We start from the raw sequence: 22,966 nt of genomic DNA, 5'->3' as shown, positions 1-22,966 counted from the left end.
GAGATCAATGTCGATGCCCCACCGCCCATCGCGTCTAGCCCAGGTCGCCGCGGCAACCCTGATTGCCATCTGCACGGCGACGGCGCCGTCGCTGGCCACGAACAGCAAGCCCGAACTCACCGCGTCGCTGCCGGCGCCGACCGCCAAGGTCGACCGCCTCAACTGGGCGCTCTATGCCGAACCCTCGTCGCTCGATCCTATCTATCCGAACGATTTCCCGCCGATGGAGGTTCTCGCCAATGTCTGCGAGAGCCTCATGCGGATCACCCCCGATTTCACCATCGAGCCCGCGCTCGCCAAATCGGTCGCACAGCCAAACCCGCTCACGCTTGTCTACACCTTGCGGCCGGGAATCACCTTCCACAGCGGCGCTCCGCTCACCGCCGCCGACGTGGTCTACAGCCTCAATCGCGCCCGCAGCGACAAGCTCGGATCATTCCACAAGGCGGTCTATACGAACGTCGCCGACATCGTCGCGACCGCGCCTGACCAGGTCACGATCACGCTCTCGAAACCCGACCAGACCTTGCCGCAAGCGCTCGCGACCGGCGCCGGCCGCATCGTGAACCAGGCGTCGACCGAGGCGCAAGGCACCCATTTCGGCGGCCCGGGCTCCAACATCGACTGTACCGGCCCCTATCGCCTCGCCTCGTGGCGCGCCGGCGAGGGCATCTCGCTCGAGCGCTTCGATGGCTATTGGGATCATTCGCTGCCCTCGCTGGTGAAAGACGTCGAGTTCTCGTTCGTGCGCGACCCGGCAGCCCGGGTGAACGCGCTGCTCTCGGGCCAGGTCGACGGGACATGGGGCGTGCCGGCATCGGGCTTCACCCGGCTGCGGTCGAGCGGCGTGGGCACGCTTGCCTTCGGACGCACCTCGGGCAGCTATGTCGCGATGGTGACCAGCCTTACCGGACCTCTCGCCGACCCGCGCATCCGCAAGGCGCTTACGATGAGCATCGACAAGCTGGGCATCATCTCCGCGGCTGTCGGCGGGGCGGCCGATCCGCTCGCGACGCCCGCATCGCCGGGCACCTGGGGTTTCGCCCGCAACGATTTCCAGCAGGCGTACGCGGCGATCGACAAAGCCGTAGGCGGCGTCGATGAGGCGAAACGCCTCGTAAAGGAAGCCGGTGCCCCGAGCGAGCCGATCAACATCGCGGTGACGAACTCGCAGGCGGAGATGCCGATCATCGGCGCCGAGCTGCAGCGCGCCGCGCAGGCGATTGGATTGCAGGCCAAGCTGAAATCGCTGCCGGCCGACGGCTACAACGCGCTCTATAGCGATGCGAAAGCCCGCAAGGGGATCGACCTGATCTTCTCGCTCTGGCAAACCGACTTCCCCGATCCGACCCAGATCTACCAGTACCTGGACAGCCGCAATTTCTTCAATCTCGCCCCATGGTCGAACCGGGACTTCGACGCCGCGCTCGACATGTCGCGCGCGACGAACGATCCGTCCCAGCGCGCCGCCGCGCTCATAAAGGCACAGCAGATTGAGGTCGCCGATCCGACCTGGCTGCCGATCTATACCCCCTACAATGCGGTGTTCCTTCGCAAGGGCCTGACCGGCGCCCCGACGGTGGCGGTGCAACTCATCTATCCCTGGGCGGCAATGATCGGCGGCGAGTAATCCAAGCTGGCCATCGCCCCGGAGGCGGGCGGCCTGTCACCGGCCGCCTGGTTGCCGGCGCCCACCAGCGCTGAAAAGTTGAGCGGAAAGCCCGTGGCTGCTGTGACCAACCGCCTTGAGCGGCCGGCTATCTTTCACCCAGGATGAAATCGGCGCAGCGGTCGCCGATCATGATGGCCGGCGCGTTGGTGTTGCCGCTGGTGAGGCGCGGCATGATCGAGGCATCCGCGATGCGCAGGCGCGGCACGCCGCGCACGCGCAATTGCGGATCGACCACCGCCTCGTCGTCCATACCCATCCGGCAGGTGCCGCAGGGGTGATAGACGGTCTTCGCATGGCGGACGATGTGGTCGACGATTGCCTCGTCGCTCAGATCATCGGCACTGCCGGGCGCCAGTTCCTCGGCGATCACTTCGCGCAGTGCCGGCTGGCGCAGGATGGTGCGGGCCACCTTCATTCCGCCGAGCAGGAGCTCGAGGTCGTCAGGGTGGGACAGGAAGCCGGTGGTGAAACGGATCGGATCGCCTGCATCGCCGGAGCGGAGCCGCACCGAGCCGCGCGATTTCGGCCGCAGCACGCAAGGATTCAATTCCATGCCGTGACGCTCGACCGAGCCGTGCTCGGCATTTTCGATCATCACCGGCAGCACATGGAACTGGATGTCGGGCCGGCCATCGCCATCCGTGTCGAAGAAGCCACCGCTCTCGACCACGTTGGAGGCAAGCAGCCCGCGTCGGAACATGAGATATTCGATGCCGTGCCGCAGCGCCTTCAGCCCGCGATCCTCGCCGAGCAGCGAGACCGGCCCGCGCGTCGATGCGTAAAGGGGCGCCGCGACATGGTCCTGCAGGTCCTGGCCGACCGCCGGCATGTCGCGGATGACGGGAATGCCCATCTCGGCAAGGTGCGCGGCGGGGCCGAGGCCGGACAGCATCATCAGCTTCGGCGTCGCGAGCGCGCCGGCCGCGAGGATCACCTCCGCCTTCGCCGAAGCGGCGTGGCTCTGTCCATCCGACGTCCTGTAGGACAGTCCGGCCGCGGCGCCGTTCTCCAGCGTCACCGCTGTCACCAGCGCATCGGTGACGATCTTGAGGTTGGCGTTGCCGGCAAGTGGTCGCAGGAAGACCTTTGCCGCCGACTGCCGCTCACCGTTCGCCGTCGTGGTCTGGTAGAAGCCGACGCCTTCCTGCCGCTCGCCGTTGAAGTCGTCGTTGAAGCGATAGCCCGCCTGCTGGGCGGCCCGCACATAGGCCAGCGACAATGGATGCCTGTAGCGCGGATCGGAGACAGGCAGCGGACCTTCGGTGCCATGCCGTTCGCCAGCCAGGCGCTCGTTGCGCTCCAGACGTCGGTAAACCGGCAGAACGTCGTCCCAGCCCCAGCCGGGGCAGCCGAGATCGCGCCAACCGTCATAGTCTTCCGGCTGGCCCCGGATGTAGAGCATGGCGTTGATCGACGAGCCGCCGCCCAAGGTGCGGCCTTGCGGGATCGGCAGCGAGCGGCCGCCGACGCTCGGCTCGGGGTCGGACTGGTAGATCCAGCTGCGCGCCGTGCCGATCACCTTGGCGAAGGTCGCGGGCATGTCGATGAAGCGCATGTTGTCGGCCGGTCCCGCCTCGACGACGAGCACGCGCTTGCCGGCGGCAACCAGCCGGCTTGCCACCGTGCAGCCGGCCGATCCTGCTCCGGCGACGATGTAGTCGTAGATCTCTGTCATCTGGTCAGGCGTAGCGAATGATGGCGGTCTTGGTCTCGAGATAACCCTCGATCGCCGCGCGGCCGTGCTCGCGGCCGATGCCCGACTGCTTGAAGCCGCCGAAGGGCGCCGCCGGGTCGAGCGTGTTGTGCGAGTTCACCCACACCGTGCCGGCCTTGAGGCCATGGATCGCCGTCATCGCCTTGCCCATGTCGCGGGTCCAGATCGAGGCCGAGAGGCCGTATCGCGTGTCGTTCGCGATGCGGATCGCCTCGTCGAGATCGGCGACCGGCATCGCCGCCACGACGGGACCGAACACCTCCTCGCGCACGATCTCCATGTCCGGTCTCACATGGTGCAGGATGGTCGGCGCCACATAGTGGCCCCTGGCGGGCACGGCGCGCGCGCCACTCACCCGCTCGACGCCCGCCGCTAGGCTGCGTTCGACAAAACCCCGCACGCTGTCACAGTGCTTGGCGGAGACCAATGGATTGATCTGGGCTTCGGCATCGCGGCCGGCGCCCATCGTCATGCCGTCGGCGATCTCCGCGAGCCTTGCCAGCGTCCGGTCATAGATCGACCTCTCGATCAGAAGCCTTGCGGCCGAAGTGCAGACCTGGCCCTGGTTGAAGAACATGCCCAGGCCCGCCAAAAGCGGCTCGATGCCATCCTCCATGTCAGCCAGGAGGATCATCGGCGACTTGGAGCCGAGCTCAAGCGTGAAACGCGCGACGCGATCCACAGCTGCATGGCCGACGCGTTTTCCAACCTCGGTGGAACCGGTAAAGGTCAGCTTGTCGATGCCTGGATGGCGGATCAGGGCCTCGCCGGTGACGCTGCCGCTGCCGGTGACGATGTTGACGACGCCGGGCGGAAAGCCGGCCGCATCGATCAGTTCGGCGAGCCTGAGCAATCCGAGTGGTGTCTCCTGCGGCGGCTTCAATACGACCGTGCAGCCGCAGGCCAGCGCTGGCGCGATCTTCCACATGCCGATCAGCAGCGGGAAGTTCCACGGCACGATGGCGCCGACGACGCCGACCGGCTCCATCACCGTCATGGCATGATGCCTGGCGCCGGGCGGCACGGGTATCGAGACCTGGAAGGTCGAGCCCTCGATCTTGGTCGCCCAGCCGGCATAATAGCGCAGCCAGTCCACCGTCCCGCCGGCGCTGAGCATCCGGGCGACGCCCAGCGACTTGCCGTTCTCGATGCTCTCGATTTCGGCTAAGAGCTCGGCGTCGGCCTCGACCAGATCGGCGAGCTTCAGCATCAGATTCTGGCGGTCGACCGGCCGCATCGAGGCCCACGGTCCTCCGAGCGCCGCGCGCGCCGCGCGCACTGCCTGATCGACCAGCTCGGGGCCGCTCTCCGGTACATGCGCGACGATCTCGCCAGAGGCGGAATCGTCCACCGCGAGACCGTCGCCGGCGAGGCTGTCGACAAATCGTCCGTTGATGAAAGGCCGGTGCGGGCGCGACAGGAAGGCGGCTGCAGCCGCGCTGATCGGCGGCACGGTTCTCTCGTTCACGCCATCCTCCTCGAATGCTGACGACATTTTTCGAGAGGGTTATGGAGCACGCCGGGCGCCTTCAAGCCGAAGCCGTCGTGAGTGCGCTTTCAGTCAAAACAAAGTTCCCGCTCGGACAAGACGGCTCGCTCGAGGCCAATCAAGATTGAATGACGAGATAGGCCACACCGGCCGGCTCTCGGTTGGTCCTGGAGGGCGACGGCGGTTGAGCTCACTTCTCGGCAATCCGATGGTCACCACCGCGGCGCTGCCGCTCTTGCTCGGCATCGTGCTCGCCCTGCTCGCGCGTTTCGTCCCGCCGGCCGGATCGCTTGTGCTGACACTGTTGTGGGCTGCACTGCTTCTGTTCTTCTACGGGGACACGCTCGGCCCGCCTGTCATGCCGCCGGTCGCCGCCAGCCAGAAGCTGATCTACCTTGCCTTCGCCGGCGTCGTCGTCGGCCTTTTGCCTGAACGGATCCTGCGCCAGTCAAAAGGTGTCGTCGCTATTGTAGCTCTGGCTGCGGCATTCCTCTGGCTGGGCTGGCGACGCCTTGCCGCCGGCTCGCTCGACCTGCAGATGATCGCCGCGCTTGCCGTCGCAGTGTTGACGCTGACGGGCGCCGCGATGCTGACCGCACGGCGATCCTCCCCGTCATCATCCGCCGAGGAGCCATTCCTGGTTCCCGCTGGCGTGCTCGCCCTGTCGCTCACCGGCGCTATCGTTTCGGTGCTTGGCGCTTCAATCGTCACCGGACAACTGCTCGGCTCGATTGCCGCGCTGACCGGCGGCTGGTGCCTCGTCCAGTACCTGGCGGCATTGCGCGGTGGTGCCGCCGCTTCTTGGAGCAGGGGCGTTGAATTCCTGATGCTCTATGCCACGGCCACGATCCTGATGCAGGTGGCGCTGCTGGCGCCCAAGGCCAATCCCGTGGCGCTCATCCTATCGTCCTTGCCGCCGATCATGGCCATGCTCATGCGCGGTCGGTTGCAAAGCCTGCTTCCCGGCATTGGGCCACTGCGGCCGCTGATCGCCGGCATCCTGATCGCCATTCCGGCGATGCTGGCCATCGTGACGGCGATCGTCTGGGCGCCGCATGGGGCCGCGCTCGGCTTTTCCTGAGCCGGGTCCGACACAAGCAATCAACAACAGGGAGAAACATGTGAGGACGAGAAAACTGATTGCCGCGCTCGCTTTCGCTGGGGCATCCATGCTGGCCGCGGCGGCCCACGCGGATAACTACGAAATCGACGGCCAGCACGCCTGGGTCACCTTCACCATCAAGCATGGCATCTATGGCGTCGCCCATGGCCAGTTCGACGGCGTCAAAGGCTCGATCGTCATGGACAAGGCGGACGTCACCAAGAGCAGCGTCAAGGCCGAACTCGGTGTCGGTTCGATCCACACCGCCTTCGATCAACGCGACAGCGACCTGAAGGGGCCGGACTTCTTCAACGCGGCCGAGTTCCCGACGATCAGCTTCGAGAGCACCAAGGTGGAGAAGATCGACGACAAGTCAGGCAAGGTCACCGGCAACCTAACCATCAGCGGCGTCAGCAAGGAGGTCACGCTGGACGTCAAGCTGCTCAATGAAGCACAGGCACCATGGGACGCGACGCTGACCAAAGCGGCGTTCAGCGCCAGCGGCAAGGTGAGCACGGCAGACTTTCCGATGGCCAAGGCGGCGCAGGGCTTCGGCCTCGGACCTGAGGTCGACATCACCATCGATCTCGAGGCGGTGAAGAAATAGGGCCGTCGCGGATCGACGGGCATGCGGGGGTGCCGCGCGGCTGAAAGGTCGCGCGGCACCTCGCAGACGAGCTGCAACGAAGTGCGCGCTCAGTCAAAACAAAGTTCCCGCTCGGACAAGACGACCGGCGCCAGCCATCGCACACTCTGCGCCGACGATAAGCGATATCGCGCCTCCGAGGACAGCAAACGATGAGATTTTCCGGCAAGACGGCTTTCATCACCGGCGGCGGCACGGGCATAGGAGCTGCCGTCGCCCGGCGCATGGCCGCCGACGGCGCCAAGGTGGTGCTTATGGGCAGGCGGCGCGAGCCGCTCGAGGCCGTCACCAGGGACATAGGCGGGCTGGTGGTGCAGGGCGACGCAGCCGACGCCAAGGCGGTGCGCGCGGCGCTTGCCGAGGTGCATCAGAAGATCGGCCCGGTCGATATCCTCGTCGCCAATGCCGGCGGCCATGGCGTCGGACCGACGGTGACGATGAGCGACGAGACCTGGGCGCTGGCGACGCGCACCAACCTCGACACCGCATTCGTCTGCGCTCGCGAATGCCTGCCGGACCTCATCGCGCGGAAGGGCAACATCGTCGTCGTCGCCTCGATCGCCGGCCTGTTCGCCGGGCCTGCCGCGGCGGGATACGTCACCATGAAACATGCCTGCATCGGCTTCGGCAAATCGCTGGCGCGCGACTATGGCCGACAAGGAGTTCGCACCAACACGATCTGCCCGGGATGGGTGGCGACAGCCATGGCCGACGAGCAGATGCAGGTGATCGTCGACAAGCACGGGCTTACCTCCATCGACGACGCCTACAAGCTCGTCACCAAGGATGTACCGCTCGGCCGGCCGGCGACGCCGGAGGAGGTTTCCAACGTCATCTGCTTCGTTGCATCGGACGAGGCGGCGATGATGAACGGCTCGATCCTGACCGTCGATGGCGGCGCCACGGTCGTCGACCTGCCGACACTCGCTTTTGTGGATTGATTTGGGCTTTTGCCGACTGACTGGAGATGGCGATGAACGACCAGAACCGACCCGCCGACTGGAAACACTTCGACGACTTCGCCGCCGGCATCGCCACCAACCGGCTGCCGACGACCGACGCGCTACGCGGCCAGACCTTCAAGATCACGCTGAAGACCGGCCGTATCATCGATCTCGCCTTCACCGGGCCTGATACCGTGGCCTGGAGCGAAGGCAGCGATGCCGGCGCCGATTGGTACGAAGCGCTCGAAGTCGCGCGCGGCGTTTTCTTCATCAACATGATCTTCGCCACCAGGCCTGCCGAGGATGAAGCTTTCATCGTCGACACCGGGACGCGGCGCGTGCTGTCGGTGCGCGAGCGGGTGCGTGAAGCCAGCGAGGCGCCCGGCGAGCCGCGCGTCGCGCAGGTCTACTCCGCTGGCGTGCTGGGCGACCCGTCGATCGCGCCGACAGGTAGCGAGCCGGCGCCGACGCGCGACCTGATCGGCCTTACCGCGCACTACACCTACAGCCCCAACCACGTTTACGAGCACATCTATCTGAGCTCCGAGCGCTACGCCTGGCAGAACCTCGTCGGCATCCAGCGCGGCCATGGCGACGTCGATCTCGCCACCACCTGGAAGTTCGCCGAGAACCTTTATGTCTTCGGCTTCCGCGAGTTCATCATCCCGGTCGCCTCGCTGTTCTTCTACAACTGGGACACGATGCGCTCGACCGGGAAATTCCTTGGCGTGACCAGCCAGGGCAAGGTCGAGAACAAGCCGGCCGGCGCCTTCATCGAGAAGAAATCCAGAACTGCCTACGACCCCGGCAAGGCGCCGGTCTGAGCGCGCGGAGCCGCATCATGAGCAACAGGAACTACGACGCCATCAAGGCGCACTACGCCGGCTCCGACGCAAAGGATATGACGGCGATGATGGCGCCGATCACGGGCTCCACCGCATGGACCGAGATGGCCGGATTTCCCTATGCCGGCACCTATATCGGTCCCGACGCCGTCATTGCCGGTGTCTTCAAGCGCATCGGTGAAGATTGGGACGGCTACACCTTCGCGCTCGAAAAGCTGGTCGATGGCGGCTCCACCATTGTCGGCATCGGCACCTATTCCGGCACCCACAGGAAGACCGGCAAGGCGATGACGGCGCGCGTCGTCCATGTCTGGGAAATGCATGACGGCAAGGCCGTGAGTTTCGAACAGTTCACCGACACCAAGCTGGTCGCGGCCGCCATGGGCTAACCCGCCGGCGAGAATGCCTGCGGGCCTCGCCTCGGGAGGATCGGCCCGAAGAAAAACTGGGAGGATGGAAATGGAAATCAGTCTGAAGGGAATGCTGGCCGGGCTGTTGGTGTCGTCGGCGCTTGGGCTTGGCGGCACGCTTGTTGCCCATGCCGCGGGCGACGAGATCGTGATCGGCGCGCCGATCTCGCTGACCGGACCGCTGGCTGGCGACGGCAAGGAGCAGAAATGGGCCTACGAGCAGGCCGTGGCCGACATCAACAAGGCCGGCGGCATCATGGTGAAGTCGGCCGGCAAGAAGCTGCCGGTCAGGCTGGTGGTCGCCGACGACGAAAGCTCCGAAGGCAAGGTGGCGTCCGCGCTGGAGAACCTGATCAAGGTGCAGAAGGTCGATGCGCTGCTGTCGACCCATTCCGGGCCGATGAACATTGCCGGCGCCATCGTCGCCGAGAAATACAAGAAGTTCTACATGATCACGACGGCCTTTCCGTTCGAGTGGCAGCCTCTCAAGTTGAAATACTCGGCGCTGTTCTTCTTCCATCCGGGTCCCGGCGCGGAGGTGCCGTTCGAGATCTGGGACAAGCTGCCGGCCAACGAGAAGCCGAAGCATCCGGCGCTGGTCTCCGAAGACTCGCCTGACGGCAAGGGCTTTGGCGGCGCCTTCGAGGCGGCGGCTAAGAAATACGGCTATACCTTCGCCGTCGACGATCCGTGGGCGATCGGCGCCACGGACTATTCAGCGCTGATCACGAAGCTCAAGGCGGCCGACGTGGACGCGATGCTGGTCTTCGGCTCGCCGGCCGACACCGTCACGTTGCTCAGGCAGATGAAGGAGCTCGGCTTCTCCGTGCCGTACCTGCACGGCTGGAAAGGCACCTGGACCGGCGAGTTCCACGAAGCGCTCGGCGCGGACTCCGACTACATCCTCACCGACGGCTTCTGGTCGGCGAGCTACCCCTACAAGGGCGCCAAGGAACTGGGCGACCGCTACGAGGCCGAGTTCAAGAAAGACTCCGTCACCGTCGGCGCCTTCTACGCCAACGCGCAGGTGCTGGCGCAGGCCATCGAGAAGGCCGGCAGCACCGATGCATCGGCAATCCATGACGCGATCTTTGGCCAGGAATTCAAGGACACAGTGGTCGGCGACCTGAAGTTCGACAACACCGGTTTCGCGCTGATCCCGAGCGTTGCCACGCAATGGTGGCAGGGCAAGCACCAGTTGATCTACCCGAACGGCAACTGGACCTTCAAGCCGGCTCCTGCCTGGGACAAGCGCTAAACGAATAGCAGCGGCGGGCGGGGCGGGCGCCGCGGTGCGACCGCCCCGATATCCTATCCGGAGAGATGAAAGCAGCATGCTGGCTGACAAGACCTTGTTGCGGCTCGAAGCAGTCAAGAAGCGCTTTGGCGGCCTTGTCGTCCTCAACAACATCGACATCGCGGTTGGGGCCAACGAGTTGATCGGCCTGATAGGTCCGAACGGGGCCGGCAAATCGACGCTGTTCAATGTCATCACCGCCATCTATGCCCCGACCGAAGGAAAGGTGTTGTTCCATGGCCAGGACATCACCGGCATAGCGCCGCATCGCATCTCGCGGCTCGGCGTCGCCAGAACGTTCCAACTCGTGCGTACCTTCCTGACGATGACCGCCTTCGAGAACGTCATGGTTGGCGCCGTCTATGGGGCAGGGGGCCGCGTCAAGCACGCGGCCGAGGCGGCCAACGCCGCTCTGGAACTGGTCGGCCTCACGGCAAGGCGCGACATGCGCACCGCGCACATGACGCTCTCCGACCGCCGCATGCTGGAGATCGCGCGGGCTATCGCCTCCAATCCGGCGCTGCTCCTGCTCGACGAACCCATGGCCGGTCTCAACCCGACTGAGATCCAGCGCATGGTCGACGTCATCCGCCGGGTGCGCGCCGAACGCGGCATCTCGATGCTGTGGGTCGAGCACAAGGTCGACGCCATCATGAAAGTGTGCAGCCGCGTGATCGTGCTCGACCATGGCGAGAAGATCGCGGACGGCACGCCGCGCGAGGTCACGCAAAACCGCAAAGTCATCGAGGCCTATCTTGGCGAACCGGCTGCTTGAAGTAAGCGATCTCGAAGTCGCTTACGGCGACGTCGGTGCGCTGTGGGGCGTCTCGCTCCATGTCGATTCCGGCACCATCGTCGCGCTCGTCGGCGCCAACGGCGCCGGCAAGACGACGCTGCTCAGAACCGTGTCCGGGCTGCTCAAGCCGAAGCGCGGTGACATTCGCCTGCTCGGCCAGTCGCTAGTCGGCAAGGCGCCACAGGAGATCGCCCGCATGGGCATCGCCCATGTGCCCGAGGGGCGCGGCCTGTTCCGCCAGATGACGGTGCTGGAGAATCTCGAGCTCGGCGCCTTCCAGCCCAAGGCACGGCCGCGCACGAAGGAGCTGCTGGACAAGGCCTACACGCTGTTTCCGCGGCTCAAGGAACGAGCGCATCAGAAGGCCGGCTCGCTCTCCGGCGGCGAGCAGCAGATGCTGGCCATCGCTAGAGCCACCATGTCGGAGCCGTCGCTGCTGATCCTCGATGAACCTTCGCTGGGGCTCAGTCCGCTCGTCGTGCAGCAGATGTTTTCGCTGATCCAGACTCTGCACGGCCAGGGCGTCACCATCCTTCTGGTCGAGCAGAACATCCACCAGGCGCTGAAGGTCGCCGACTACGCCTTCGTGCTGCAGACGGGCTCGCTTGCCATGCAAGGCACGGGCGCCGATCTCATCGCCGATCCCGAAATCCAGAAAGCCTATATGGGCGTCTTGGAGTAGAAGATGGTCAATCTCCCGTCGCCCGACATCCTGCTCCAGCTCTCGCTCAACGGCGCGCTCGGCGGCGCCATGTATGGCGTCGCCGCGGTGGGCCTGAGCCTGATCTTCGGCACCATGCGGCTGATCTTCCTCGCCCAGGGGGCGATGATCATCCTGGCCGCCTATTTCGTCCGCGCCCTGTTCTACGGCCTCGGCATCGACCCGTTCCTGTCGCTGTTGATCGTCGTGCCGGTCGGGCTTGTCGTCGGCTGGCTGATCTATCAGGGCCTGTTCCGCAAGGCCGCCGCCGAGGAAGACCGAAATGTTTCGCTGCTCATCGCCGTCGGGCTGATGTTCCTGGTCCAGAACCTGATGACGGTGATCTGGGGCGGCAACACCGCCGGCGTGGTGACATCCTATACGGCGAGCGGCATCGAGCTCCTCGGCGTGCGCACCTCGTTTACCCGCTGCATGGGCTTCCTGATCGCGCTCGCCGGCACCGGGCTGGTGGTGCTGTTCCTGCGCAGGACGTTGGTCGGCAAGGCGGTGCGCGCCGCTTCCGAGGACATCGACGCGGCGACGCTGATGGGCATCAGCCCGCACCGCGTCAACGCCATCGCCTTCGCCATCGGCATTGCGCTGGCGGGCGCGGCCGGCGTCGCGGTGGCCACGACGTTCCCGTTCAACCCGTTCGCCGGCTTCATCTTCAGCCTGAAGGCGCTGGTGGCGCTGGCGCTGGGCGGCATCGGCAATGTCGCCGGAGCGCTTGCCGGCGGCATCCTGCTTGGCCTGATCGAAGCCTATGTCCAGTTCTTCATCTCGGGCGGCTGGACGAACGCCATTGCCTACGGCGTCTTCCTCCTGGTGTTGATGTTCAAGCCCGAAGGCCTGTTCAGCCGGCCCTACAAGAAGGCATGAGACCGATGAGCCGAGCCTTGCAATGGATCGCCATCGTCGTCGTTGCGGCACTCGCCGCGCTGCCGTTCCTGCCTGGCGCGGTCGACGCCTACTATTTCTCCTTCCTGTTCTTCGTCTTCCTCTACGCCATCATGGCGCAGAGCTGGAACCTGGTCGCCGGCTATGGCGGCCAGATCAGCCTCGGCAGCCATGCCTTCTTCGGGCTCGGCGCCTACACCACCGCCATATTGTGGACCGGCAACTATCTCTGGGGCTCGCTCTATGACAGCCATCCCAACATCTACTATTTCGACCCGGTGACGATGGCGCTCGGCGGCCTTGTGGCGGCGATTGCGGCGGTCATCATCGGCCTGCCGCTGCTGTCGAAACTGCGCGGCGACTATTTCGCGCTGGGCACGCTCGGCTTCGGCGAGATCGTCAAGGTGCTGTTCGTCAATGGCGGCGACTTCACCGGCAGCGCCTTCGGCATCGTCGCGCCGGCCTCCAGCTTCGACACGCTGCGCCCCCATTATTGGGTCGCGCTCGCCCTGATGGTCGCAACCGCCTTGGCCATCCGCGCCCTGATGCGCTCGCGCTACGGCCTGGCGCTGATCGCCGTACGCGACGATGAGATGGCGGCCTCGGCCAACGGCATCGACGTGCTGAAGGTCAAGGTCGCGGCCTTTGCCGGCAGCGCCTTCATCGCCGGCGTCGCCGGCAGCCTCTACACTTATTACATCTTCCATGTCGGGCCTGACTCGGTGTTCGACCTCGACTGGATGCTGTTGCCGCTGATGATGACCGTAGTCGGCGGCACCGGCACGCTGCTCGGCCCCATCCTCGGCGCGCTGGTGATGTACGCCGTGTTCGACCTCGCCCGTATCGTCGTGCCGGACTACCATCCGGTGATATCGGGCCTCACCATCATCCTGGCGATGCTGTTTCTGCCGAAGGGGTTGACCAGGCTTGGCACGTTGCAGCGCCTGAATCCCGGCAGAAGCTGACTGAAGAACCCTGGAACCCCGACACGGTCATTTCGGATCGACCGGCCTCACGCCTCAATGCACCACGGTGCGCAAGCGCTCCCTCAATTCTCGCGGCGCTACGTCATACTTGCTCTTGAACGCCCGTGAAAAATGCGCGCTGGAGTTAAACCCGCAGGCAAAGGCGATTTCCGATATCGACGCCGAGGTTCGCGCCGGCGAGAGCAGTTCTTCCTTGCTCCGCTCCAGCCGGCGGTCCCAGACGAAGCGCTCCAGGGTCATGCCTTCGCCTTCGAAGGCGCGGTGCAGGTAGCGGCGCGAGCAGCCCATGTGGCGGGCAATGTCCTCGGCCGAAAGGTTGCTCCGAGACAGGTTGGCGTCGATATAGGCGACGATGCGCTCGCGTAGCGCTTCCAGCGGCGAGCGGCGGAATTCGGGCGTCACCGGCTTGGCCTGGATCAGGCCGTTGACGAGCTGGATCAGGCTCTCGCCGACGCGACGGCAGCCAGCTTCGTCAAGCTTGTGCGCCTCGCCGATGGCCATCTGCATCAGGCCGGACACGATATGCGTCAGGCTGTCGTCCTGGCCGGGCAAGGGCACCGGTGCCGCGAGACGGGCGAGCGTCTCGTCGCCGAAGGTCGAGCGCGGCACCTGCAGGATGAGCTGGTCGACATCGCCCAGGTTCTGCAGCGAATAGCTGCGCACCGGATCGTAGATGATGGCTGCACGAGGGCCGAGATCGACGGCAACCTGTTGTTGCTCAAAACGGCTGCGGCCTCTGATCTGCATCAGGATCTTGATCGAGTCGGGGTCGAAGCTGCGCCAGAAGGCACGGTCGTTGACGACCAGATGCGATTTCGCCCGGATCTCGGACAGCCGGCAGGCGCCGAGGTTCACCGAGACGAGTTTCGGCAGCGACGTCGCCTCGCCGCGCGAGAAACGTTGGGTAATCGGACCGAACAGCATCCGCGACGCGGACAGGAAGGCCTCGCCGTCGGCGATGCTCACATGATGGGCGTGCATGGTCTCCTCCATCTTCGTTTCCCGTCTTGATGCGGGATTGAGACGCAACGGCGTACCGATGTACCTGGATTGAAATTAACATGCTAACCATCTCTGCCGCAACGGCGGATTGGGGGCTGATTTCACTCGATTGGGCGTGAGGGGCGGACGCGGCAATCGCCAGCGCTGTGAACAGAGGGCCGGCCGCGACCGGCCCGGCGAGCGAGTGCCGCGGCGCGCCAGGCTCATCGAATTCCATACACCCGAAGACATTGGCGGCCTCACGGCGCTCACGGCCGCGCGCATTGTCGTCAACGCGATCGGGCGCATGTTCAGGCAGGATTTAAGTCTGCGCTCAGTCGGTCTGGATCCAGACCGCCTTCGTCTCCAGATATTCGTGCAGATGTTCGACACCGCCCTCGCGCCCGTAGCCCGACATCTTCATGCCGCCGAACGGAACGGCCGGATCGATGGCGTGGTACATGTTGACCCAGACCGAGCCGGCCTTGACGCGGCGGGCGAGCTTGTGCGCCGTGCCGAGATTGGTGGTGAAGATACCGGCCGCCAGGCCGTAGGGCGTGGCGTTGGCCCGCGCGACCGCCTCGTCCAGCGTGTCGAAAGGCATAGCAGAGATCACCGGCCCGAAAATCTCTTCCCGCGCAATCGTCATCTCATCCGACACCGCGCCGAAGACAGTAGGCGCGATGAAGTTGCCGCCGTCGTATAGCTCACCCGTCAGCCGCGAGCCGCCGGCAACCAGTTCGGCGCCTTCGTCGCTGCCGGCCTTGATGTAGCCTTCGACCTTGCCGGCCTGCCTGGCATTGATCAGCGGCCCGATTTCGGTTTCGGCCTCGATGCCGTGGCCGATGCGCAGCTCGCCGGCGAATTCGGCCACGCGCCGTACGAACTCGTCATGGATTTCGCGCGCCACGAACAAGCGCGAGCCGGCAATGCAGATCTGGCCGGAATGCACGAACACCGCCATCGCCGCGACCGGCACGGCCTTGTCGATATCGGCGTCGCGGCAGACGATGATCGGCGACTTGCCGCCGAGCTCCAGCGAAACGCGCTTGAGATTGGTCACGCCGGCCCGCGCGATCGCCTGGCCGGTGAGCGTCGAGCCGGTGAAGACGATCTTGTTGACATCGGGATGTTCGGCCAACCGCGCGCCGGCCTCGGCGCCGGTGCCGGTCACGATATTGACGACGCCGTCGGGGACGCCCGCTTCCTGCATCAGCCGCGCGATCAAGAGCGGCGTCAGCGATGCATCCTCCGAGGGCTTCAGCACGATGGTGCAGCCGGTGGCCAAAGCTGGTCCGATCTTCCAGATCGAGGCTGCCGTCGGGGCATTCCAGGGGATGATCGCACCGACGACACCGACCGGCTCTCGGCGCGTGAAGCTCACGATCTCGCCCGGGATGGAATTGTCGATCGTCTCGCCATGCAGGGCGGTCGCCATGCCGCCATAGAAGCGCAACATGCCTATGACGCGGCGCCGGTTGGCAAGCGTGCGCGTGATCGGCAGCCCCATATCGAGCGTGTCGGAAACGGAGAGCTCTTCCCAATGCGTCTCGAACAGGTCGGCGATCCTGAGCAGAACGCATTGCCGCTCGTAGGGCGAGAATTTCGACCAGGGGCCCTCGAAGGCCGCGCGCGCGGCGGCCACCGCCGCGTCGATATCGGCGGCCGAACCGCGCGGCACGGTGGCCAGCACTTCGCCCGTCGCGGGGTTGAGCGCCTGCATCTCCTGACCGGACTGCGCCGCGACCCACTTGCCGCCGATGAACATCGGCCGGAATTCGCCATGGTAGAGCGTCGTGGCCTTCGCCCTCGGGTCGAAGTTCAGCGTCATCATCTCCTCCTTACGAATTCCGCCGCGACTATTACTCCCGGCGAGGGCGACCTCAAACAAGGAAAGCTAAAAGGGTGTTCAGATAATCGGACTGTGCAATGCGCCCGTCTTCCCCGATGTTGCCGGCAACAGAGGAACGGATATGAGACTTGCTTGCAAGGTCGCCATCGTCACCGGTGGTGCGACGCACCGCGCGAGCAGCGTTCTTCCGGTTCCAAACCGTCGCCTTGCTTCCCGAAATGGCTCGCCTGCCGCCGCATGGGGAAACTAAGCCGAAGCAGCCCGCCACTTCGGTTTCGGCGAAGCAAAGGACAGAAAAAGACTTCTTTTTGCGATCCGGCCCGGATGCTCTCTTACTATACCTAGAACATGCAAGGCCCGCCTGGGAGGCAACGCATAACAAGAGAGCGGCTGCCGAAACCATTGGCATACGCCACTCGAACAAGGCCGATGCCAACAACACCGATAGGGGAACCATGACAATGAAGACATTCCGGAATTGCCTGCTGACCGCGGTCAGCGCAGGCCTGCTTGGCCTGGGGCTTGCCGCGCCCGCGAACGCGGGCAACATTCGCCTGGGCATGACGACCTGGGTTGGCTACGGGCCGCTGTTCCTGGCCCGCGACCTCGGTTACTTCAAGGAAGCCGGCGTCGATGTCGATCTCAAGATCATAGAAGAATCAGCACTTTACATGGCCGCGGTTGCCGGCGGCGACCTCGATGGCGCGGCTTCCACCGTCGACGAGCTGATGAAATATCGCTCGGACGAACTCTGCTTCAAATATGTGCTGGCGCTCGACGACAGCCACGGCGGAGATGGCGTCGTCACGCAGGCCGACGTCAAGTCGCTCAAGGACCTGAAGGGCCAGCAGGTAGCCTTGAACGAAGGCTCGATTTCCGAATTCTGGTTCAACGTGCTCCTGAAGAAGGAAGGCCTGACCGAGAACGACGTCACCATCACCAACATGACCGCAGATGACGCCGCGACGGCCTTCATCGCCGGCCAGGTTCCCGCTGCCGTGACCTGGGAGCCGCACCTGACCGAGGTCCGCAAGGGCGGGAAGGGCAAGGTGCTGATCGATTCCACCACGACTCCGGGCCTGATCGTCGATGTGATCGCGCTCAAATGCGACCTGATCGAGAAGCATCCCGAGGATGTGAAGGCCCTCATCAAGGGCTATTACAAGGCGGTCGAATACATCAAGGCCAATCCCGAAAAGGCCTATGAGATCATGGCCAAGGGCATTGGCGGCTACCTCGAGAAGCCCGAGGATTTCGCGGCCGGCGCCAAGGGCGTTCGCTACTACGACCGCGACCGCAATCTGGAGTTCTTCGGCACGCCGCAGAAGAGCGAGGCGTCAGACCTGGTGAACTTCGCGCAAGACATCTGGGGCAAGGCCGGCAAGCTCAAGATGACGATCGACGCGAAGACCATTCTCGATACCGATTTCATCAAAGAGCAGTGAGTTTCGAGATCGCGGGGTCGGCCCATCCGAGCCGGCCCCGTTTTCGCGACAGCCTGAATTCGCGCTTTAAATCACGGAGGCCATCCGATGGCACAGAGGCGGACGGCGTGGACACGCCTGACGACCCCATTCGCCAACATTCCCGCCAGCACGGCGACGACGCTCGCGCTGGCGATGTGGGTGGTCGTCATCGGCGGCTGGGCCTTGTTGTCCTACGGACGGGTCGTGCCCAACATGTTCCTGCCCACGCCCGGGACGGTGCTGCAGACGACCTATCGCATGGGCCTGGACGGCAGCCTTTTCTATCACACCTTGACCAGCGCCAAGGTGGTGCTGCTCGGCTTCGTCGTGTCATCGGTGATCGCCGTGCCGCTCGGATTGTGGATGGGCACGTACCGGGCGGTTCAGGCGCCGCTGGAGCCGCTGGTCAACTTTATCCGCTACCTGCCGGTGACCTCGTTCGTGCCGCTGTTCATCTTGTGGATCGGCATCGGCATCGAACAGCGGATTGCGGTGATCTTCTTCGGCACCTTCTTCCAGCAACTGGTGATGATCTCCGATTGCGCGCGCGGCGTATCGAGGGACCTGGTGAACGCCTCCTACACCTTGGGCACGAAGCGCAGGGAAGCCGTGTGGCACGTCATTTTCCCGGCGGCACTCCCCGCGATCCTCGACACGCTTCGCGTCACCATGGGCTGGGCCTGGACCTATCTGGTGGTGGCCGAGCTCGTCGCCGCGTCGAGCGGCCTTGGCTACATCAGCCTGAAGGCGATGCGCGGCTTTCAGGTCGATGTGATCTTCATGGCGATCGCCGCGATCGGGCTTCTGGGGCTGATCACCGACACGGCATTCCGCATCCTGCGAGCGAAGGTGGCGCCATGGGCACCCTGATTTTGAACGCAACCTCACAAACGGCAGCCGGATCAAGGATGGCAATGACCGAATCCACCAAGGCAATCAATCCAGCCGCCACGGCTTCGATGGCCGACCCGCGTTCGGCCGGCATCACGATGGCCATTGAAGACGTGACATTGCGTTACGGCGAAGCCAATGGCGTGCTGGCGCTGGACGATGTCTCGTTGAAGGTGGCGAAGAACGAATTCTGCGTCATCGTCGGTCCCTCCGGCTGCGGCAAATCGAGCCTGCTTTATCTCGCCGCCGGCCTCAATGACGCGACCTCGGGCATCATCAAGGTGGATGGCAGGGAAGTGATCGAGCCAGGCCCCGACAGGGGCATGGTGTTCCAAAGCTACACCCTGTTTCCCTGGCTGACTGTGCGCGCCAACATCGAATACGGCCCGAAGCGCAAGGGCCTGCCCGCGGAGCAGCGCAGGCAGATCGTCGACCAGTATCTCAACGAAGTCGGTCTCGCGCCCTTCGCGGACCATTATCCGGCGCAGCTGTCGGGCGGCATGAAGCAGCGGGTGGCAATCGCGCGCGCGCTCGCAAACGACCCGGCCGTGCTGCTGATGGACGAGCCTTTCGGCGCTCTCGACAGCCAGACGCGAGGCACCATGCAGAAGCTGCTTCTGCACGTCTGGGAGCGGCAGCAGAAGACGGTGCTGTTCGTCACCCACGACATCGACGAGGCGCTCGTTCTGGGCGACCGCGTCCTGGTGATGACCGCCCGGCCAGGCAAGATCAAAGCCGAGATCAAGGTCGACATTTCGCGGCCGCGCTCGATGGACGTGATCCTCGAACCGGACTTCATCGCGCTCAAGCGCCGCATCCTCGGCCTGTTGCACGACGAGATCGACGAGGATCACTGACCCGCGTGTAGGGCGATAGGTTCGGGCGGTCTCCGATCAGAAGAAGCCGCCTTCGCCGTGCAGGGCGATGGCTGTTGGAACCGGCGACGCAAGCCGCTCCGAACTTTCACGGACCGTGATGGTCAGCCCAGGATCATCTCCGAGGCTTTCTGTCCGATCATCATGCTCGGCGCATTGGTGTTGCCGCCGATCAGCTTCGGCATGATGGAGGCATCCGCCACCCGCAAGCCGTCGATGCCTCGCACCCTCAGCGTCGCTGGATCGACGACAGCCATCGAATCCGTACCCATCTTGCAGGTTCCCACTGGATGGTAAACGGTCAGGGCTTCGGCGCGCAGATAGGCGAGGATCTCGTCGTCGCTGCGGACATCCTTGCCGGGCAGCATCTCCTTGCCTCGCACCTCGTCGAACTCCGATGCGGCAAGGATACTGCGCGCGATCTTGATGCCTTCGACCAGAACCTTGGCGTCTTGCTCATCCGTGAAGAAACGGTGGTCGATGAGGACGTCCCGGCGGGAACTGTCCCGTGACAGGGTGATCTCACCCACGCTTTTCGGCCGAAGCACGCAGGTGTGGATGGCATAGCCGTGGCCATACTCGATGAGCCTGCCGCGATGACTGCGGTAGCCCGGGACGAAATGGAACTGGATGTCGGGAAGTCCGTTCGCGTACCTGGTCCTCGCGAAGCCGCCGGCCTCGACATAATTGGTGGTGAGCATGCCCTTGCGGCGCGCGAAATACTGGAAGGGCGCGGCGGCAATGCGGTGCAAATTGGGGAGCGACAGGCCGAGCGTCCTGGTGCTGCTGGAGCGTACCGTGATCATGCCGTCGACGTGGTCCTGCAGGTTCTTGCCGACGCCGGGCAGGTCGAGAACCGGCGTTATGCCGACCTTTGTGAGTTCGCTTGCCGGGCCGATACCGGAGGCCATCAGGATCCTGGGCGAGTTGATAGCACCTGCCGAGAGGACGATGTCGCGGTTGGCCGACAGCAGCTTTTGCCGACCCTCATGTTGCACTCGCATGCCTGTCGCGCGTTGCCCGGCAATGACGAGGTCGATGACCTCGCATTCGCTGAGCAGCGTCAGGTTCTTGCGATCGAGCACCGGACGCATGAAAGCGCTGAAGCTGCTGAAGCGCTGGCCTCGATCCTGGGTGACGTTGTAGATTCCGAGACCGAACTGGCTCTCGGCATTGAAGTCGGCGTTGGCGGGCAGGCCGGCACGTTCGCCGGCCTTGACGAACATGCCGGAAAGCAAGTTCGGATCGCGCGGGTTGTCGACCAGAAGTTCGCCGTCCGCTCCGTGATAGCGCTTGTCCTGGCCAAGCAGATTGCGCTCCAGCTTCCGGAACACCGGCAGCACGTCGCGATAGGCCCAGCCGGCACAGCCGAGTTCAGTCCATTCGTCGTAATCCTCGGCGGCGCCGCGGATATAGACCATCGAGTTGATCGAGCTCGATCCGCCCAGCGCCTTGCCGCGGTTGACGGGGATCCTGCGGTTGTTGAGATGGGGCTGCGGCACGCCCACAAAGCAATAATCGTAGTCCGGGTTGCCGTAGAGCGAGAGAATGCCCGCGGGCACTTTCACCCGCAGGCTGTTGTCGCTGCCGCCGGCCTCGATCAGGCACACCCTGACCGAGGGATTGGCGCTCAGCCTGTTGGCGACCACGCAACCGGCGGAACCCGCGCCTACGACGATGTAGTCAAATTCCGTCGCTTCCATGTCGCCCCCAAGATGCGGTTTCAGGCCGTAGGTTCTTCCCAAACCGATTTTCCGCCGACGATCGTCTTCAGCACCCTGATGTCCGCAAGCTTGTCCGGCTCGACCTTCAGCGGATCATCGGAAAGGACGATGAAGTCGGCGAGCTTCCCCGCCGCCAGACTGCCCTCATCGTTTTCGCGGTGGCCGGCAAAGGCCGCCCCCAGCGTGTAGGCATGGAGCGCCTCCGCGACGGTGACCCTCTGCTCAGGAACCCAACCGGTTTCCGGCTGGTGGTCCCGGCTTTGTCGCAACACCGCATTGCGTATGCCAACGAGCGGATTGAGGTCGACGATAGGCCAATCGGTTCCGAAGGCGACAGCGCCCTCGGCCTCGAGGATGGAACGAACGGGAAAGGCGCGCGGCAAGGATTCGGAGCCGACACGCACTTCCCAAAGCCCCTCCATTCCGAGCCACTGATCGCGTGGATAGATCATGGCGGGCTGGAAGCTGGCTATCGCGCCTATCTGGGCGAAACGCTCGATGTCGCGCGCAGTGGGTATTTCGCAATGCTCGACCCGTGGCCGGCACTGCCTCGAACGTTCTCCATCGGCGCCATATGCGTCGAGGGCCATTTCGATGGCGCCCGTACCAATTGCGTGCGTCCAGACCTGGAAACCTTCCTGCTGGGCACGGCTGACGGCGGCGTTGTAGGCCGAAGCCTTCCACAGGCACGTTCCGGTTTCATCCGGTTTGTCGGCATAGCCCTGCGGCATGAAGCCGGTGTGGGATTCAAGGACTCCGTCCAGGAAGAACTTGATGACGCGCCCGTCGAGAAAGTCGGCGTCGAGGTCATTCCGCCATCCGGAAACGCGCGCAATCACCTCCTCAGGGTTCGAATCCGGATTTACAATGCTGGAAAGCGTGAATCGCAGGCTCAGTTCGTCATTCGCGAATATCTCGGCCAGCAAGGGAGCCGCTTCGTCGTCCATCCCCGCGCTTTGAACGCGCGACAACCCCAAACGGTTAGCTTCCTTGATGGCGCGCAGCAGCGCCGCGCGCAGATCCGATTTCGAAAGCTGGGGGGCCAGGGTTTCAAACTGGGACCACGCTTTCTCCTTCAGCCATCCGGTCGGCTCACCGCTCTCATCCCTTACGATCTGTCCACCTTGGGGATCGGGTGTATCCCGCGTGATGCCAGCGAGTTCCATTGCCTTGCTGTTCACCCAGGCCGCGTGCGCCATGCCTGAGCGGAAGAAGACGGGGCGATCGGCAACGACCTGATCGAGAAGCGATTTGTGGAAGCCGCCTTCCGGGAGATCGGGGTAGCCGTAACTGAACTCGCTGCCCACGATCCATGTCCGACCGGGATGAGCTTGCGCATAGGCCTTCAGCCGGGCGAGAACGTCGCCAAAGGTCTTTGCCTCGCGCAACTGTACTTCATCGAGATATTTGCTTCCCCAGGCGAAGTGGACGTGAGAGTCGATGAAGGCCGGCATCGCGAACCGGCCCTGAAGATCGATAATTTCGGCATCCGCGGAGGCTTGCGGTCTGACGGATGACCAAGGGCCGACAGCGACGATGCGGTCGCCGCGAACGAGCATCGCTTCAGCGACGGGATTCGCCGCATCGACTGTGTACAGCGCACCGTTTGCGTAAAGGGTCTCCTGCGCCATTTCACTCCCGGCGATCGTCGTTTTTCATGTGGGTAATGGATGCAGGGA

20 protein-coding genes and 1 pseudogene are annotated in these 22,966 nt (G+C 64.3%); 15 read left to right on the top strand and 6 right to left on the bottom strand.

Going from position 1 to position 22,966, the window contains the following annotated elements:
• The first annotated feature begins 7 nt into the window (after positions 1–7).
• Positions 8–1,630 (top strand): ABC transporter substrate-binding protein, encoded by a 1,623-nt coding sequence (locus Q0L57_RS30790; protein ID WP_296746856.1) that lies wholly within the window; start codon positions 8–10, stop codon positions 1,628–1,630.
• 127 nt (positions 1,631–1,757) lie between these two features.
• On the opposite strand, the gene Q0L57_RS30785 is transcribed toward Q0L57_RS30790, so the two are convergent.
• Positions 1,758–3,347 carry a GMC family oxidoreductase N-terminal domain-containing protein gene (locus Q0L57_RS30785; protein WP_296746855.1) on the bottom strand — a complete coding sequence of 530 codons (1,590 nt, stop codon included), beginning with the start codon at positions 3,345–3,347 and terminating at the stop codon, positions 1,758–1,760.
• Between the two features lie 4 nt (positions 3,348–3,351).
• Positions 3,352–4,854 carry an aldehyde dehydrogenase family protein gene (locus tag Q0L57_RS30780; RefSeq protein WP_296746854.1) on the bottom strand — a complete coding sequence of 501 codons (1,503 nt, stop codon included), beginning with the start codon at positions 4,852–4,854 and terminating at the stop codon, positions 3,352–3,354.
• A gap of 205 nt (positions 4,855–5,059) precedes the next feature.
• Between Q0L57_RS30780 and Q0L57_RS30775 the strand changes: the two genes are divergently transcribed.
• From Q0L57_RS30775 to Q0L57_RS30730, 10 genes are all read left to right on the top strand, one after another.
• Positions 5,060–5,956, top strand: a complete 897-nt coding sequence (locus tag Q0L57_RS30775) for a hypothetical protein (RefSeq protein ID WP_296746853.1) — start codon at positions 5,060–5,062, stop codon at positions 5,954–5,956.
• 40 nt (positions 5,957–5,996) lie between these two features.
• Positions 5,997–6,584 carry a YceI family protein gene (locus Q0L57_RS30770; RefSeq protein ID WP_296746852.1) on the top strand — a complete coding sequence of 196 codons (588 nt, stop codon included), beginning with the start codon at positions 5,997–5,999 and terminating at the stop codon, positions 6,582–6,584.
• Positions 6,585–6,775: 191 nt separating this feature from the next.
• Positions 6,776–7,564: an SDR family NAD(P)-dependent oxidoreductase gene (locus Q0L57_RS30765; protein ID WP_296746851.1), complete on the top strand. Its 789-nt coding sequence runs from the start codon at positions 6,776–6,778 to the stop codon at positions 7,562–7,564.
• Between the two features lie 32 nt (positions 7,565–7,596).
• Complete coding sequence (locus tag Q0L57_RS30760; RefSeq protein WP_296746850.1) at positions 7,597–8,391, top strand: MoaF C-terminal domain-containing protein; 795 nt, start codon at positions 7,597–7,599, stop codon at positions 8,389–8,391.
• Between the two features lie 17 nt (positions 8,392–8,408).
• On the top strand, positions 8,409–8,801 hold the full coding sequence (locus tag Q0L57_RS30755) for a nuclear transport factor 2 family protein (RefSeq protein ID WP_296746849.1): 393 nt from the start codon (positions 8,409–8,411) through the stop codon (positions 8,799–8,801).
• A 70-nt stretch (positions 8,802–8,871) separates the two neighbouring features.
• A complete protein-coding gene (locus Q0L57_RS30750) occupies positions 8,872–10,080 on the top strand; it encodes an amino acid ABC transporter substrate-binding protein (RefSeq protein ID WP_296746848.1) in 1,209 nt (402 codons plus the stop codon).
• A 76-nt stretch (positions 10,081–10,156) separates the two neighbouring features.
• Positions 10,157–10,894, top strand: a complete 738-nt coding sequence (locus Q0L57_RS30745; protein ID WP_296746847.1) for an ABC transporter ATP-binding protein — start codon at positions 10,157–10,159, stop codon at positions 10,892–10,894.
• Positions 10,887–11,597 (top strand): ABC transporter ATP-binding protein, encoded by a 711-nt coding sequence (locus Q0L57_RS30740; protein ID WP_296746899.1) that lies wholly within the window; start codon positions 10,887–10,889, stop codon positions 11,595–11,597. The genes Q0L57_RS30745 and Q0L57_RS30740 overlap by 8 nt, the downstream gene beginning before the upstream one ends.
• Positions 11,598–11,600: 3 nt before the next feature.
• The gene (locus Q0L57_RS30735; protein ID WP_296746846.1) at positions 11,601–12,494 is read left to right on the top strand and encodes a branched-chain amino acid ABC transporter permease; all 894 of its coding nucleotides are present in this window, start codon (positions 11,601–11,603) and stop codon (positions 12,492–12,494) included.
• Positions 12,495–12,499: 5 nt separating this feature from the next.
• Complete coding sequence (locus Q0L57_RS30730) at positions 12,500–13,477, top strand: branched-chain amino acid ABC transporter permease (protein ID WP_296746845.1); 978 nt, start codon at positions 12,500–12,502, stop codon at positions 13,475–13,477.
• Between the two features lie 54 nt (positions 13,478–13,531).
• On the opposite strand, the gene Q0L57_RS30725 is transcribed toward Q0L57_RS30730, so the two are convergent.
• On the bottom strand, positions 13,532–14,491 hold the full coding sequence (locus Q0L57_RS30725; RefSeq protein WP_296746844.1) for a helix-turn-helix domain-containing protein: 960 nt from the start codon (positions 14,489–14,491) through the stop codon (positions 13,532–13,534).
• Between the two features lie 211 nt (positions 14,492–14,702).
• Here Q0L57_RS30725 and Q0L57_RS30720 point away from each other — a divergent pair.
• Positions 14,703–14,801: pseudogene (locus Q0L57_RS30720) on the top strand (agmatinase); the annotation flags it as partial.
• A 12-nt stretch (positions 14,802–14,813) separates the two neighbouring features.
• On the opposite strand, the gene Q0L57_RS30715 reads toward Q0L57_RS30720, so the two are convergent.
• Positions 14,814–16,310 (bottom strand): aldehyde dehydrogenase family protein, encoded by a 1,497-nt coding sequence (locus Q0L57_RS30715; protein WP_296746898.1) that lies wholly within the window; start codon positions 16,308–16,310, stop codon positions 14,814–14,816.
• Between the two features lie 482 nt (positions 16,311–16,792).
• Here Q0L57_RS30715 and Q0L57_RS30710 point away from each other — a divergent pair, with 482 nt between their 5' ends.
• From Q0L57_RS30710 to Q0L57_RS30700, 3 genes are all read left to right on the top strand, one after another.
• Positions 16,793–17,776, top strand: coding sequence for an ABC transporter substrate-binding protein (locus tag Q0L57_RS30710; RefSeq protein WP_296746843.1), 984 nt, complete (start codon positions 16,793–16,795; stop codon positions 17,774–17,776).
• 87 nt (positions 17,777–17,863) lie between these two features.
• Positions 17,864–18,667 carry an ABC transporter permease gene (locus Q0L57_RS30705; protein WP_296746842.1) on the top strand — a complete coding sequence of 268 codons (804 nt, stop codon included), beginning with the start codon at positions 17,864–17,866 and terminating at the stop codon, positions 18,665–18,667.
• A gap of 119 nt (positions 18,668–18,786) precedes the next feature.
• Positions 18,787–19,545, top strand: a complete 759-nt coding sequence (locus Q0L57_RS30700; protein ID WP_296746896.1) for an ABC transporter ATP-binding protein — start codon at positions 18,787–18,789, stop codon at positions 19,543–19,545.
• A 122-nt stretch (positions 19,546–19,667) separates the two neighbouring features.
• Here the strand turns inward: Q0L57_RS30700 and Q0L57_RS30695 are convergent, their stop codons facing one another.
• Positions 19,668–21,266, bottom strand: coding sequence for a GMC family oxidoreductase N-terminal domain-containing protein (locus Q0L57_RS30695; protein ID WP_296746841.1), 1,599 nt, complete (start codon positions 21,264–21,266; stop codon positions 19,668–19,670).
• A gap of 20 nt (positions 21,267–21,286) precedes the next feature.
• Positions 21,287–22,846: an amidohydrolase gene (locus tag Q0L57_RS30690; RefSeq protein WP_296746895.1), complete on the bottom strand. Its 1,560-nt coding sequence runs from the start codon at positions 22,844–22,846 to the stop codon at positions 21,287–21,289.
• Between the last annotated feature and the right edge of the window lie 120 nt (positions 22,847–22,966).

This window comes from Mesorhizobium sp. (assembly GCF_024509055.1).
In the GTDB taxonomy this organism is placed as follows: Bacteria; Pseudomonadota; Alphaproteobacteria; order Rhizobiales; family Rhizobiaceae; genus Mesorhizobium.
This window is presented reverse-complemented; position numbering and strand designations above follow the sequence as displayed.

Excerpts from the sequence above, each read along its gene's own strand:
- Q0L57_RS30750 (WP_296746848.1), top strand. The coding sequence starts at position 8,872 with ATGGAAATCAGTCTGAAGGGAATGCTGGCCGGGCTGTTGGTGTCGTCG.
- Q0L57_RS30710 (WP_296746843.1), top strand. The coding sequence starts at position 16,793 with ATGAAGACATTCCGGAATTGCCTGCTGACCGCGGTCAGCGCAGGCCTG.
- Q0L57_RS30690 (WP_296746895.1), bottom strand. The coding sequence starts at position 22,846 with ATGCTCGTTCGCGGCGACCGCATCGTCGCTGTCGGCCCTTGGTCATCC.
- Q0L57_RS30730 (WP_296746845.1), top strand. The coding sequence starts at position 12,500 with ATGAGCCGAGCCTTGCAATGGATCGCCATCGTCGTCGTTGCGGCACTC.
- Q0L57_RS30785 (WP_296746855.1), bottom strand. The coding sequence starts at position 3,347 with ATGACAGAGATCTACGACTACATCGTCGCCGGAGCAGGATCGGCCGGC.
- Q0L57_RS30735 (WP_296746846.1), top strand. The coding sequence starts at position 11,601 with ATGGTCAATCTCCCGTCGCCCGACATCCTGCTCCAGCTCTCGCTCAAC.
- Q0L57_RS30755 (WP_296746849.1), top strand. The coding sequence starts at position 8,409 with ATGAGCAACAGGAACTACGACGCCATCAAGGCGCACTACGCCGGCTCC.
- Q0L57_RS30790 (WP_296746856.1), top strand. The coding sequence starts at position 8 with ATGTCGATGCCCCACCGCCCATCGCGTCTAGCCCAGGTCGCCGCGGCA.
- Q0L57_RS30760 (WP_296746850.1), top strand. The coding sequence starts at position 7,597 with ATGAACGACCAGAACCGACCCGCCGACTGGAAACACTTCGACGACTTC.
- Q0L57_RS30695 (WP_296746841.1), bottom strand. The coding sequence starts at position 21,266 with ATGGAAGCGACGGAATTTGACTACATCGTCGTAGGCGCGGGTTCCGCC.
- Q0L57_RS30765 (WP_296746851.1), top strand. The coding sequence starts at position 6,776 with ATGAGATTTTCCGGCAAGACGGCTTTCATCACCGGCGGCGGCACGGGC.
- Q0L57_RS30745 (WP_296746847.1), top strand. The coding sequence starts at position 10,157 with ATGCTGGCTGACAAGACCTTGTTGCGGCTCGAAGCAGTCAAGAAGCGC.
- Q0L57_RS30715 (WP_296746898.1), bottom strand. The coding sequence starts at position 16,310 with ATGACGCTGAACTTCGACCCGAGGGCGAAGGCCACGACGCTCTACCAT.
- Q0L57_RS30700 (WP_296746896.1), top strand. The coding sequence starts at position 18,787 with ATGGCCATTGAAGACGTGACATTGCGTTACGGCGAAGCCAATGGCGTG.
- Q0L57_RS30725 (WP_296746844.1), bottom strand. The coding sequence starts at position 14,491 with ATGGAGGAGACCATGCACGCCCATCATGTGAGCATCGCCGACGGCGAG.
- Q0L57_RS30705 (WP_296746842.1), top strand. The coding sequence starts at position 17,864 with ATGGCACAGAGGCGGACGGCGTGGACACGCCTGACGACCCCATTCGCC.